Below are 12,544 nucleotides of genomic sequence, written 5' to 3'. Positions count from 1 at the left end.
GCGAAAGCGGAGTGTCAGTCACTAATGACTTCACTGACCCACCGCATTCGCGAGCAGGCTCGCTCCCACAGGGGGACGGTGGTGTTTTTGATAACGGGTAAATGGCGCCATCGGAGACCTTTTCTGGTGAGATTGGACAGTGTCAGCGGCGGGGGCGGTTGTTAGGCTCATCCCCCTCGGCATCTCCAATAAGAATCACAAGCAATGAAGCTGACATTCCTCCTGTTGCTGCTTTTTGCAACGGCCCCGACTGCTTGGGGCTGGTCGAACCATACGGTGGGCAGCTACCTGGCGTTGCAGGATTTGCCAGCGCTGCGTGACGCTTCAGGCATTGAAGTCGAGCCGCTGGAGCAGTTTCTTGTGCAGCAATATCCGGCCGTGGTTGCGCTGCTCGAGCAACAGGAAAGCTTCGCCCGCGAGCACTTCGCCCAATACCCTCCGCGCCCCGACAATCTGCAATTGCCCGCCGTGCCGGGGGACAATCTGCGCCACGATTTCTTCACCGCGCTGCGCATCAATCCACAGATTCATCTGGCGATGGTGATCCAGCCAATGCCAGGCAAGGATCTGCCGGAGCGCGAACACCTCAGCGCCGAGCAAGTCATGGTCGAGCAGACGCTCTCGCCGTGGAATCGCCAGCGCTTCATCGTTGTCGCTGAAGGCGAAAAAGTCGTGCCTCTTGCGGTGCTCGCCAGCGCTGCTGATGAGCCGGATTACGGCCACGACATCAATCTGTTCAGCGACAACCCTGGCGACGTCGGCGCGCTGTACGGTTTCGGCCCGCAACCGTTCGGCGATGCGCGTTTCCAGTACAGCTCGCAGGCGCCGTTCCATATGGGCTTCTTCCATGAAAGCGCGGTGGTGTATGCGGCTGCCGGTTTCCTCGAGCGCAGCTGGCCAGACTGGCGTGCGTATCAGTACATGGGCCTGGCGCGACTGGCGTTTGCCAGCGGTCATCCTTATTGGGGTTATCGCTTTCTCGGCTGGGGCCTGCACCACGTCCAGGACCTGACCCAGCCTTATCACGCCAAGCCATTACCCGGCGTCGATCTTGCCAGTCTTCTGCTGCTGGAAGGTAAGGCGCTGGCCGGTTTTTCGGGCGACAAACAAGCGTCAATCGAGCGTGTTGCCACCCGACATATGGAAATCGAGAAATACCAATCGACCTGGCTGCGACGCTTGCTGCGCACCGGGCAAGCGCATCCGATGCTCGACGCTTACACCGATTTTTCCCAAGACAAACAGTATCCGCCGTACTCCGTGGACTACCTGCGTGAGGTGGTCAGCGCCGAGTCTGTTGATGACTCCGCCGCGTTCGATGAAGCCATCGGCCAGTGGCTGGAAACGGCGCCGGTCACCAGTGATTTCAGCAGCGGCAATCAGTTACGCCGCGAAGATTTCGACCATCCGGCACTCAATCAACAACTGTTCAGACTGCTCGGCCATTTCGGCGCACACAGCCGGATTTATGTCAGTGCGGGACTCGTGCCCTAGCCATCGCGGCAGGACAAAAAACAATAAAAAAAGGGAAGGAGGAATAGATGATCAGTACTCGATTGCGCCTGTCCGGCGCGGCGCTACCCGGTGTCGGCCTGGCAGGGCTGCTGCAATTCTGCGCGGTCGACGGGGTGCAGGCCGCCGAGTTCAGTGTGCTGGATAAACAGGTCACCGGCTCGTTCGACACGACCTTGTCTTATGGTCGCTTATGGCGGGTGCAGGGTCGCGACAAAACCAACGATGACGTTAATACCAACGACGGTAATCGCAACTTCGACACCGGGCTGGTTTCCGAGGTGTACAAGATCACCTCCGAGCTTGAGGCCAACTATCAGAACTACGGCTTGTTCGTGCGCGGCACCGCGTTCTACGACACCCAACTGATGGACAAGCGCAACGATTACTACCGCAACAACAATCCGTCGCAACCGAGTCAGAGCTACCCGCAGGACGACCGCTTCACCAGTCAGACCCGAGACATCGCCGGCAGCCGGATCGAGATGCTCGACGCTTACGTCCACGGCAGTTGGGACGTCGCGCAGATGCCGGTGACGGCGCGCGTCGGTCGTCAGGTGTTCAACTGGGGCGAGGGGATTTTCTATCGCGGCGGCATCAACACCACCAATCCGGTGGACGCGGCGAAGTACCGTTTGCCCGGCGCCGAGGTCAAGGAAGTGCTGGTACCGGTGGAGGCGCTGAGCTTCAACATCGGCCTGACTGACAGCCTGACCCTGGAGAGTTTCTACCAGACCAACTGGAAGGAAACCCGCATCGATCCGGTCGGCACGTTCTACTCGCAGACCGACCTGTTCGCCGACGGTGGCAACACCGGTTACAACAATTTCAGCGGCACCGCGCTTGATACTCCGGTGCCGGGTTTTGGCAACGTCATCGGTTTGTACAGCGCGCTGGGCAACAACCCGTTGCTCAACTCCGCCCTGCAAACCACTGGCCTGTACGCCAACGGCGTGACGCCGGCGTATGGCAACACGCTGAAAGTGGCGAGCATCGGCAAGGATTACAACGCGCGCAACGATGGCCAGTTCGGCTTTGCCTTTCGCTACATCGCCGAGCAGCTCAACAGCACCGAGTTTGGGTTGTACATGGTCAATTACCACGCCAAGGAACCGACCATCGCGGCGGATCTGGGTGGGTACAACGGCATCGACATGGATGCGCTGACCAATCTGCTGACGGGCGTTGCCGGCAGTCAGGCCGGGGCGTTGGCCAACGGTCTGGCCACGGCGGATGTGATGGGCAATATCCAGGCGCATCGGCGCTATGCCGAAGACATTCGCATGTACGGTTTCAGCTTCAACACCACGTTGGGCGAGGCCTCGGTGTTCGGTGAAGTGGCTTATCGACCGAACTTGCCCATTGGCGTTGCGGCCACCAACGACCTGATCGGCGATCTGGCCAACGGTGCGGCTGCGGCGGTAACGGGCCAGTCGATCAATGTCGGCGGGCAAATGGTCACCCTCGACAGCCAGATCAACAACGCCGAGCGCGTCGAAGCGTTCAACACCTCGCTGGGCACCATCTACAACTTCGGCCCCACGGCTTCGTTCGACTCGCTGTTCGGCATCTTCGAACTGGCCTCCGAACACCTGCGCGGCAGCAACCTGCAATACACCGCTTTCGACGGCAGCAATCGTTATTACGCCGGCACCGGTAACTATTCCTATGTGTCCGGCGGTGAGCGTGACGATCAGGTCAACCGCGATTCCTACAGCTACACAGCGATGCTCAACGGCACGTGGAACGACGTGTATGCCGGGGTCAACGTTTCGCCTTACGTCGTCTACAAGGACGACTTCAAGGGCAACAGCTATCAGGCCGGCAACACCATCGAAGGTCGCAAGGCCTACACGCTGGGGATCAAGGCCAACTACCAGAACAAGCTCGAGGCCGAGTTGCAATACACCGAGTTCTACGGCGGCGGGCAGAACAACGGCATTCGCGATCGCGACAACGTCGGGTTCAACCTCAAGTATTTCCTTTGATTGCCCAGAACAAATCTTGCGGCACCCCGGCCCCCTGTGGGAGCGGGCTTGCCCGCGATGACGGCAGCACATTCGACATCAATGGTGGCTGATCCACCGTAATCGCTGGCCAGCCAGCTCCCACAGGTTTCTGCATTCTGGAGAAGATCATGTTTCACACTTCACGATTGACCAAGACCACGCTGGCGCTCGTTATGGGCCTGGCTGCCAGCACCGCTCTAGCCGCCATCACCCCGCAACAAGCCGAACAACTGAAAACTACCCTGACCCCCATGGGCGCCGAGCGTGCCGGCAACGCCGCCGGCACCATCCCCGCGTGGACCGGCGGCATCACCCAGGCCCCGGCCGGCTACAAACCGGGCCAGCATCACCCGGACCCGTTTGCGGCGGACAAACCGCTGTTCACCATCACCAAAGCCAACCTCGACCAGTACAAATCCCATCTCAGCCCGGGCCAGATTGCGCTCTTCAACAGCTACCCCGACACCTTCCAGATGCCGGTCTATCCTTCGCGTCGATCAGGTTCGGCGCCGCAATGGCTGTACGACAACACCCTGAAAAACGCGACTTCGGCCAAGCTGCTCGAAGGTGGCAGCGGGTTCTCCGATGCCTATGGCGGCGTGCCGTTTCCGGTGCCCAAGTATGGCGTCGAAGTGCTGTGGAATCACATCACCCGGTATCGCGGCATCTACGTTGTACGGCGTGCCTCCGAAGCGCCGGTCCAGCGCAACGGCAGCTTCGCGCTGGTGACCTCGCAGCAGGAAGCGCTGTTCAACTATTACCGTCCCGGCGGGCAGTTCGCCGATCTGAAGAACATCCTCTTCTACTACGTGGCATTTGTGAAAAGCCCGGCACGGCTGGCCGGCGGCGCCGCACTGGTGCACGAAACCCTCGATCAGCTCAAGGATGCGCGCCAGGCCTGGATCTACGACGCCGGCCAACGCCGTGTGCGCCGCGCGCCGAACCTTGCGTACGACACGCCAATCGCCTCGTCCGATGGCCTGCGCACTGCCGACGACACCGACCTGTTCAACGGCTCGCCGGATCGCTACGACTGGAAGCTCAAGGGCAAGCAGGAAATCTACATCCCCTACAACAACTACAAAGTCGCCAGCCCCGACGTGAAGTACGCGCAACTGCTTACCCCCGGTCACCTCAACCCGCAATTCACCCGCTATGAGCTGCACCGCGTGTGGGTGGTGGAAGGCAACCTCAAACCCGGTTCGCGGCACATCTATTCCAAGCGCGTGCTGTTTCTGGATGAGGACAGCTGGGGGGCTGCGCTGGTCGATCAATACGACGGGCGAGGGGAGTTGTGGCGCGTGTCGATGGCCTACCTGAAAAACTTCTACGACCTGCCCACCACCTGGAGTGCGCTCGACGTTTTCCACGACTTGCAGGCGCGCCGTTACTACGTGCAGAACCTCGACAACGAAGAATCGGAAACCGTCGACTTCGCCCAGCCTGTGCCTGAGGACGCGTACTTCATGCCGTCGGCGTTGCGGCAGCGTGGGACGCGGTAATGGCTGAAGTCTAGGTCCACCACTGACAGAAAAAGCCCGAAGCCACTGATACATTTAGCTTCGGGTTTGTTCTGTGGAGCTAAAAATATCTGCTTTACAGATATATGTATTTGAGATAATTTTGCCGCATGTAGGGATACCAGAACCGATAATTGTATGAGAGTGATCACAAAAGCGGCGGTTGCGCGGGCCATTGAGACTCATGGCCAGTGGAGAGATCCTCTCACCTTGTGGCTAACCATCTTCGACAGAGCATCGCTGCGCTTCGAGTCGTTTGAGAAGCTTCGTCAAGACTGGGCCAGCGCCTCAGGTTGGAACGTCGATCGTATCCCTCACTCGAAACTGAGGCTGACGAGCAAGAAAGGTCCGCTTGATATTTACGTTTTTGATATCAAGAAAAACGAGTGCCGTGTCATTACGTGGATCAACACGAAGACTGGCACTATCTATATCAAAGACATTCTTCCCCATGCCGGATATGACAAATGGTGGAAGGGTGATGTCAAGTAGTTGGCCAGAATGAAATACGCTATTTATGTTTAACGAAAATAAAGGTGATCTCAATGAAGCGTAATAAAGTCGAAGCGACAGGACTGGATTCCTTCATAGCCGATATTTCACCCATGCTTGAGGGACTGGGCGATCAGCTAGCGACTTTGTCCAAGTTGTTGTCTGCCTGCCATGATCCGATAAAAAATGATGACGATCTGCAAGTGCGAATGGCCTTGATTGATGAGCTTTATTCCCACGCAAGCACCGAAGATCATGCAGCAGCAAGATTTGCGGAGTTTGTGGCTGATCGGGTTTATGAGTACGAAAATGAAACGGTGTTGATTGCTTATTCGTCCCAATCTGAAGCGCTGGCGTTTCTGCTGTCGGAAAGAGGCGTCAAACAGAAGGACTTGTCTGAGATTGCGACCCAGAGTGCCGTTTCAGAGATATTGAATAACAAGCGAAAAATGACCGTTGCACAGATAAAGGGATTCGCCGAGTTCTTTAAAGTGCCGGTCGAGTTTTTTATGCACGGTGTGGTTTGACGGGATGCCGTGACAGGTCTAACGCAATCGCGAGCAGGCGAAGGCCTACAGGGGATTGGCGTCGTTCACATAATCTGTGATCAACACCATTTCTTGTAGGCCTTCGCCTGCTCGCGATGCGTTGTAGCTTCAGCGCTAAATCAGGATCAAACGCGGAAGTGGCTCACCATCTGCTGCAACTGACCACCCAACCGCGCCAGTTCAACACTGGAGGCGGCGGTTTCGTCGCTGGCCGCTGCGGTCTGCTCAGACACGTCGCGCACATTAATAATGCTGCGGCTGATCTCTTCAGCCACGGCGCTTTGCTGTTCGGCAGCGGCGGCGATCTGCTGGTTCATCGACTGGATGTTCGACACCGTGCGGGTGATGTTTTCCAGGGATACCCCGGCCTTGCGGGTCAGGGCGACGCTGCTGTCGGTCAGGGCGCGGCTGTTGTTCATTACGGCCGAGACTTGCTGGGTGCCGTTTTGCAGACCGGCGACCAGACCTTCGATTTCTTCGGTGGATTTCTGCGTGCGCTGGGCCAGACCACGGACTTCGTCGGCCACCACGGCAAAACCACGCCCGGCTTCACCGGCACGGGCCGCTTCGATTGCGGCGTTGAGTGCCAGCAGGTTGGTCTGTTCAGCAACAGCCTTGATCACGTCCATGACGCTGCCAATCTTGTCGCTTTCCTGTTGCAGCACGCTCATGGCTTCAGTGGAGCGCACCACTTCGCTGGCCAGACGTTCGATCTGAGCGATGGCCTCATTCACAACCTTGTCGCCTTCACGGGCTTCGCCGTCAGCGGCGGCCGCAGCTTGCGAGGCTTCTTCGGCGTTGCGCGCGACTTCCTGCACGGTGGCGGTCATCTCGTGCATGGCGGTGGCGACCTGATCGGTCTCGATCTTCTGGCTGTTCACCCCGGCGCTGGTCTGTTCGGTCACGGCCGACAGTTCTTCGGCGGCGCTGGCGATCTGGGTCACACCGTCGCGGATGCCGTTGATCAGGTCACGCAGGGTCACGCCCATGCGGGCGATGCCTTGTTGCAGCACGCCGAGTTCGTCGCGACGGGTGACGACGACGTTTTGCGACAGGTCGCCGCTGGCGATGCGCTCGACCACGGCCAGGGTTTCTTGCAGTGGACGGGTTATCTGACGGGTGATGATCACGGCGGCAATCACGCCAACCAACAGGGCCAGCAGGGTGCTGATCAACTGGAAGGTGCGCGCCTGGGCGCTTTCGATGTCACGACGATCAAGCTGGATCTGGTACAGCTGCTCGCTGGTGGTGACGATCGCTGCGCCCTGATCGGTCATTTCCTTACGTGCCTGCACGGCTTCGCTGTTGGCGTTTTTATAGGCCATCAATGCGCTGCGGTAGTTGGTCAGTGCCGTTTCCAGCTGACGCAAGGCGTCTTGCTGGGTATCGGCAAAATGCACGTTCAGTTGCTTGAGACTGGCAATGGCCAGGTCGATCTGGCCGACGGCTTTCTGCTCGGTTTCGGCATTGGTGCTGGCGGTGTAGCCACGCACTTCATAGCGCGCGAGGATGAACGCTTCCTTGGCGGCAGTGATGGTCTGGAACTGTTCGAAACGCTGATCGCTCAGCGGCATCTGCTGAACACGCTTACTGATCGACTCGATCAGGTTGTAAGCGCTTTCGGCGTTTGTGTTCATGACGTCGCGCGCGCTGTTGCCGGTGCGATACGCGTTGCGCATTTTGTTCAGCGACGTCTGGTATTCGGCGATAGTTGCCGCCTGCTCCTTGAGCAGTTTGACGTTTTCCGGGCTCTTGAATTTGCTGATTAGCGCTTGCTGCTGTGCGGCGAAGCTTTCAAGGGTGGTCTGCACATTCTGCGCGGCGGTTTCATCGCCGTTAGTCAGCATGTATTGCAGGCGCACCACGCGCAGTTTGGTCAGGCCGGCGTTGAGCTGGGTGATGTCGCTCATCCAGTTGCTGCGGTCAATCAGGCCGCCCAGGCTCGTCCAGCCGGTCAGGGCCAGGACGCAAGTCAGAGCCAGGACAAGGCCAAAGCCCAGCCCCAATTTCATGTTCACGCTGATGTTGCCGAACCAGCTATTCATCACAATTCCTCCAGAAACGTTGTGCATCTTGATCGTCGGTTTGGCTGGAAGATTGTTGTTTTTTTGAGCCAGCAAGGGTCTTAGCAGCACTGTATCGGCCGCAAATGCGAGAGCTGAAAGGGTTTTGTCCTACGGAATTTGTAATAAGGGCTCCCAAGACTTTTTTCACATGGGGGGTCACGGCCTGCCCACACGGCTGGCGCGCAGGCGATGGCGGCTGGGTGGGCCAAGGGCGACATGATCGTGCTGGTGCGCCACGTCGAGCGCTGCGATTACTCCAAAGCCGCGCAAGCGTCAGCAAGCTCCCTCGCCACAGTGTTTTAGTAGCTGACGAAGTAATAAGCCTGCCGCCCGACCATCAAGGTCTTGAGCACTTTCAACGGAGCGGCGGGTTCTTTGTCTGCGGCCATCACCGCAACATGCGATGAGGCGGCGGCCAGGTATTCCCCTAGCTGCGCCTCGGTATCCAGGCCTTTGAGCACCTGCCGGGTGTAGAACACGCTGGCACCGCCGACCCGCTCATTGGCTTGAAACAGTGCCACTTGCTGCCCCTCGGCCTGCAGCGTTTGAATGTGTTCGGTCAGCGGCAGGAACGAGAGCTTTTTATCTGCTTGGGGCAGCGCCCATTGCGCGGCGCCGAGATAACTGACGATCACCAGTGTGAGGATGCTCATTGCCAGCGTCTGACGATGACGGGCGATTCGTCCGACAAATCGATTGGTGGTTTCATGCCTTCTCAATCGCTCGAAAAGCACCCCCGCATACTCCGCCGCTATGACTGCAGCCGCCGGCGTCATCGACATCAGGTACACCGTGCGCTTGCTCGACGCGAGGGTCAGCATGATGAATTGCGCGATGATCCACAGGCTGAAAAACAGCAGGTAACGATTGGCCTTCAACTGTTTACGCAAATGCCACAGCCCCAGGTACACCAGAATGTTCCACGGCAGGAAGGCTTCGGGCAGTTTCGCCAGGTAGTAATAGAATGGCTCGTAGTGCCCTGCCTCGACGAATGATCCGCTGAAACGCCCGACACTGTTGGTCAGCAGCACTTCTTTGAGCGCTTGTGCACCGCCATGCTGATAAAGCACGACGAGCCAGATCAGCAGTGGAATCAGCCCGACCACGGTGAGCAATCCCGGCCTCAGCCAGTCACCGACTTTAAGACGTTTGTCCATCAGGTTATCGGCTAGCAGATAAGCGAAAATCACCACCCCCGGCATCGCCAGGCCCAGCACGCCTTTACTCAGCGTGGCGATGGCAATGCCGACGACAAACAGCAGCGAACTGCCGAAGGTCGCTGCACGTTGCGCCTGGAAAAATGCCAGCAACGCCGCCGTCACACCGAGGGCCAGCAGCGCATCCTCGCCCACACCGCGCACGTTACTCCAATAACTGGCCATGGTTGCCAGCAGAATTCCCGCCGTCCACGCAATTGCCTTGGGCCGTTCGAAGCGCCGCAACATACCGTAGAGCAACATCACGCTGAGCAACCCGGCCAGCGCCGACGCCAGTCGCACCGCCCACGGCGAAACGCCGAACACGCGCATGGCGCCGGCATCCAGCCACAGGCTCAGGGGTGGTTTTTCCAGAAACGGCTCGCCGAACAGACGGGGCGTCACCCAGTCATTGTCCAGGTGCATCTCCATGGCGATCCCGGCGACGCGGGCTTCGGTGGAGCCTTGCAATTGATGGTTGCCTAGCGCGAAGAAAAACAGCAGGGCAGCAAGCACAAACAGCGAAGTGGCGGCACGCGACATGGGTTTCAGGCAACCGGCAAGGGCGGGAGGCCTGAGCATAAATCGCCATTGCTGAACAAATTGTGAACATCACCCCAGTCGGCGCGACCAACGCTGATCCGGTGTTTCGAAGCCCGGATTGACCAGTGCCGTCAGCACATGATCCTGCCAGCGCCCGGCAATGTTCAGATACGCCTTGGCGTAGCCTTCCTGTTCGAAGCCCAGTCGCTCAAGCAGGCGAGCACTGCGCTCGTTGCCGGGCACGTAATTGGCCATGATCCGGTGCAGGTTCTGGGTCTCGAACATATAGCCGATGCCGGCCACCAGCCCTTCCTGCATCAAGCCCTGGCCCTGATGCGCTTCGTCGATGTGATAGCCCAGGTAACACGCCTGAAACGCCCCGCGAATGATGCCGCTGAAGTTGCACGCACCGATCATCTGCTGGCCGTCCGCTGTCAGCAGGGCAAAATGCATCGCCAACCCGGCGTCGAAGGCACTGGCCTGGATGTCGAGGCGTCGACGTATCTGCTCGGTGGAAAAGTAGTCGGTGGTACGAATCGGCGACCACGGCGCCAGGTGACGCTGATTGCGTCGGTAGAAATCACTTTCCAGTTCTGCCTGCTCCGGGGCAAGGATGGCGAGCGTCAGACGTTGGCAGGGCAGGGTCAGCAGCGGCATCGGGTGCTCCGGTGGGCGAGAAGACTGCTGGCAGAGTCGCGTAATACCCGGCGTTCGGCAAGTGATAGAGAGACGAGTGACGTTGAACGCCAGGCAAAAAAAAGGTTCTTCACGGATTACCGGGAAAGACGCTCTTGATTTTCATGAAAAAGAATTCGCTATCCCGGTAACCGTACGCCATCCGTTTGATAACCTTTATTCGATTGTTTATGCCTTCCAACTGCCCCGTGTGCATCGGCCAGCGAACCCGGCTGACGATTCCCCGCCAGTAACCCTTTAGCCGTTTGGCGAACAGGATCAGAGCCGGTATCGCGCTTTCATCAGCGTGGCGCAGCCATTGCTTCCAGGCTGATCTCCAGCCCCAGGCGGTACTTGGCGTCCAGAGCGTTTTGAGTTCAGCTTTCATCAAGTAGACCGTCATCAACGCTTGGTTGGCCGCCAGCAAATCCTCCAAGCGGACCTGTTGCTCCGGTGTTTTCAGGTTCTGCGGGTTGCGCAGGAGCAGCCAACGCGCTTGCTTGATGACCTTTCGGGCCGGCTTGTCGTGACGCAGTCGATTGGCTTCGTCGACGCGAACCCGATCAATCACCTCTCGGCCATATTTGGCCACCACATGGAAAAGATCGTAGACCACTCGCGCTTTTGGGCAGTGCTGACGAACCTCCAGATCAAAAGCGGTGTTCATGTCCATTGCCACCGCTTCGATTCGGGCGCACCCCTCTGGCCCCAGCTCTTCGAAAAATGGCCTGACCGCCGCCCGGCTGCGGCCTTCGCCGATCCACAGCACCCGTCGCGTATCCGCATCCAGAACAACGCTGGCATAACGATGACCTTTGAACAATGCGAACTCGTCCATCACCAAACGTCGCGGTTGCGCCTTTGGCAAAACGCTCAATGCTGCTTGCAAGGCTCGACGCTCCAGCACCCGAACGGTCTCCCAATGCAGCCCAAACATCTGCGCTACGTGCAACGTGGGAAGGCGTTCACAGGCTTGAATGACCGCCTCTGCCAGACGCCGTGTCATACGGGCATAGCGATCCAGCCAACTGACGGCCTCCATGCGTTTGCCACAGTCGCGGCAACCAACGCGTCGGAGCAAAACGCTCAGGCGTACTGCGCGACCGAGAATGGGTAAATCACGAATGACTCGCTGGCAATACTCATGCGTGGTTGAACAGGGTTTTTGGCACCCACCACAGGAAGGGAATCGGGTGGCGTGGGGTGTAAGATCGATCTGGAGGGCATCACCATCAGGCTTGATCGTGACGACAGAAAAGCCCTCCCAAAAAGGAAGGAAAGTATTAATATCGCGCATAAGAACGCCGGTTTGTTAGATGTGTTTGCTCGCACGAACATCATCAAGCAAATCGGCGTTCTTGTTTCTGTGTTTCCCGGGATTCCGTGAAGAACCAAAAAAAAGCCCGCGGGAGAGCCGCGGGCGAACCGTAGTTTCTTGAATGAGCGAGCGGACTTTACCGGTTTGGCCGAACGGCAGCAGTGAAGAAAAATTCATCTCGCCGCGCGACCTCGAGGCCGCTGGATCCGCACATCAAGAATTCTCCGGTAACGAGGTCGGCCGATGCAGGCCTCGTTGGTCAGTGGCGAACTTCAGGGCCGGATGAAGTCGGCGACCCTTGCTGCATCACTTGATCCCGAGCCCGGCAGATCACGATTTCGGCCAATGCGCTCAGTTGCTTGATAGCCACAGCGACATGACGTTTGGAACCGTCGAACTCGTCGGCAAAGTTGGCGCTGATGACGGCGAGAGAATCCAGGAGATCACTGGCATGTGCCAGTAGCGTCAGCGTGTCGACATCGTCGCGCACGCTGAGCATCTGCTTGAGGGGTATCGTACGGCGGGGGCGTCGGCTCGAACCGGTGCTGTCGGGTTGCGGTTTCAAGCCGGGCGTTTGCCCATCGGCAGGTACCGGTCCGACAAGTGTAAGTCGGGTGATTTTTTTCATGACGTAGCTCCGTGAGTGAACATCTCTGCGGATGCGG

10 protein-coding genes and 3 pseudogenes are annotated in these 12,544 nt (G+C 58.4%); 7 read left to right on the top strand and 6 right to left on the bottom strand.

The window, feature by feature from the left end; all coding sequences use genetic code 11:
• Positions 1-204 precede the first annotated feature (204 nt).
• The 5 genes from ATI02_RS11400 (at position 205) to ATI02_RS11380 (ending at position 6,060) form a co-directional block, all read left to right on the top strand.
• A complete protein-coding gene (locus tag ATI02_RS11400) occupies positions 205-1,494 on the top strand; it encodes a phospholipase C/P1 nuclease family protein (RefSeq protein WP_100846307.1) in 1,290 nt (429 codons plus the stop codon).
• Positions 1,495-1,541: 47 nt separating this feature from the next.
• Positions 1,542-3,500 (top strand): DUF1302 domain-containing protein, encoded by a 1,959-nt coding sequence (locus ATI02_RS11395; protein ID WP_100846306.1) that lies wholly within the window; start codon positions 1,542-1,544, stop codon positions 3,498-3,500.
• Positions 3,501-3,649: 149 nt separating this feature from the next.
• Positions 3,650-5,023 carry a DUF1329 domain-containing protein gene (locus ATI02_RS11390; protein WP_100846305.1) on the top strand — a complete coding sequence of 458 codons (1,374 nt, stop codon included), beginning with the start codon at positions 3,650-3,652 and terminating at the stop codon, positions 5,021-5,023.
• A 156-nt stretch (positions 5,024-5,179) separates the two neighbouring features.
• Positions 5,180-5,533: a type II toxin-antitoxin system HigB family toxin gene (locus tag ATI02_RS11385; protein ID WP_228759094.1), complete on the top strand. Its 354-nt coding sequence runs from the start codon at positions 5,180-5,182 to the stop codon at positions 5,531-5,533.
• A 53-nt stretch (positions 5,534-5,586) separates the two neighbouring features.
• Entirely contained in the window at positions 5,587-6,060 is a 474-nt protein-coding gene (locus tag ATI02_RS11380) for a helix-turn-helix domain-containing protein (protein WP_100846304.1), read from the top strand.
• A 146-nt stretch (positions 6,061-6,206) separates the two neighbouring features.
• On the opposite strand, the pseudogene ATI02_RS33270 reads toward ATI02_RS11380, so the two are convergent.
• Positions 6,207-6,803: pseudogene (locus ATI02_RS33270) on the bottom strand (methyl-accepting chemotaxis protein); the annotation flags it as partial.
• 261 nt (positions 6,804-7,064) lie between these two features.
• Positions 7,065-8,093 (bottom strand): annotated as a pseudogene (locus ATI02_RS33265) (methyl-accepting chemotaxis protein); the annotation flags it as partial.
• 222 nt (positions 8,094-8,315) lie between these two features.
• On the opposite strand from ATI02_RS33265, the pseudogene ATI02_RS32660 reads away from it, so the two are divergent.
• A pseudogene (locus tag ATI02_RS32660) lies at positions 8,316-8,414 on the top strand (lipopolysaccharide core heptose(II)-phosphate phosphatase PmrG); the annotation flags it as partial.
• Positions 8,415-8,446: 32 nt separating this feature from the next.
• On the opposite strand, the gene ATI02_RS11365 reads toward ATI02_RS32660, so the two are convergent.
• From ATI02_RS11365 to ATI02_RS11355, 3 genes are all read right to left on the bottom strand, one after another.
• Positions 8,447-9,925, bottom strand: coding sequence for an ArnT family glycosyltransferase (locus ATI02_RS11365; protein ID WP_100846302.1), 1,479 nt, complete (start codon positions 9,923-9,925; stop codon positions 8,447-8,449).
• Positions 9,926-9,955: 30 nt separating this feature from the next.
• Complete coding sequence (gene rimJ / locus ATI02_RS11360) at positions 9,956-10,543, bottom strand: ribosomal protein S5-alanine N-acetyltransferase (protein ID WP_100846301.1); 588 nt, start codon at positions 10,541-10,543, stop codon at positions 9,956-9,958.
• Between the two features lie 109 nt (positions 10,544-10,652).
• Positions 10,653-11,804, bottom strand: a complete 1,152-nt coding sequence (locus ATI02_RS11355) for an ISL3 family transposase (RefSeq protein ID WP_238156162.1) — start codon at positions 11,802-11,804, stop codon at positions 10,653-10,655.
• On the opposite strand from ATI02_RS11355, the gene ATI02_RS32655 reads away from it, so the two are divergent.
• On the top strand, positions 11,727-11,948 hold the full coding sequence (locus ATI02_RS32655; protein ID WP_238156161.1) for a hypothetical protein: 222 nt from the start codon (positions 11,727-11,729) through the stop codon (positions 11,946-11,948). The two genes, ATI02_RS11355 and ATI02_RS32655, sit on opposite strands and share 78 nt — an antisense overlap.
• Positions 11,949-12,138: 190 nt before the next feature.
• Here ATI02_RS32655 and ATI02_RS11350 read toward each other — a convergent pair whose 3' ends face one another.
• The gene (locus ATI02_RS11350; protein ID WP_095190724.1) at positions 12,139-12,507 is read right to left on the bottom strand and encodes a DUF6124 family protein; all 369 of its coding nucleotides are present in this window, start codon (positions 12,505-12,507) and stop codon (positions 12,139-12,141) included.
• Between the last annotated feature and the right edge of the window lie 37 nt (positions 12,508-12,544).

This window comes from Pseudomonas baetica (genome assembly GCF_002813455.1).
Lineage (GTDB): Bacteria > Pseudomonadota > Gammaproteobacteria > Pseudomonadales > Pseudomonadaceae > Aquipseudomonas > Aquipseudomonas baetica.
Note: the sequence above shows the minus strand (reverse complement) of the source record. Positions and strands in the feature narration are given on the sequence as shown.

Coding starts and splice junctions, on each gene's coding strand:
- ATI02_RS11400 (WP_100846307.1), top strand. CDS start 205: ATGAAGCTGACATTCCTCCTGTTGCTGCTTTTTGCAACGGCCCCGACT.
- ATI02_RS11385 (WP_228759094.1), top strand. CDS start 5,180: ATGAGAGTGATCACAAAAGCGGCGGTTGCGCGGGCCATTGAGACTCAT.
- ATI02_RS11395 (WP_100846306.1), top strand. CDS start 1,542: ATGATCAGTACTCGATTGCGCCTGTCCGGCGCGGCGCTACCCGGTGTC.
- ATI02_RS11350 (WP_095190724.1), bottom strand. CDS start 12,507: ATGAAAAAAATCACCCGACTTACACTTGTCGGACCGGTACCTGCCGAT.
- ATI02_RS11390 (WP_100846305.1), top strand. CDS start 3,650: ATGTTTCACACTTCACGATTGACCAAGACCACGCTGGCGCTCGTTATG.
- ATI02_RS11380 (WP_100846304.1), top strand. CDS start 5,587: ATGAAGCGTAATAAAGTCGAAGCGACAGGACTGGATTCCTTCATAGCC.
- rimJ (WP_100846301.1), bottom strand. CDS start 10,543: ATGCCGCTGCTGACCCTGCCCTGCCAACGTCTGACGCTCGCCATCCTT.
- ATI02_RS11365 (WP_100846302.1), bottom strand. CDS start 9,925: ATGCTCAGGCCTCCCGCCCTTGCCGGTTGCCTGAAACCCATGTCGCGT.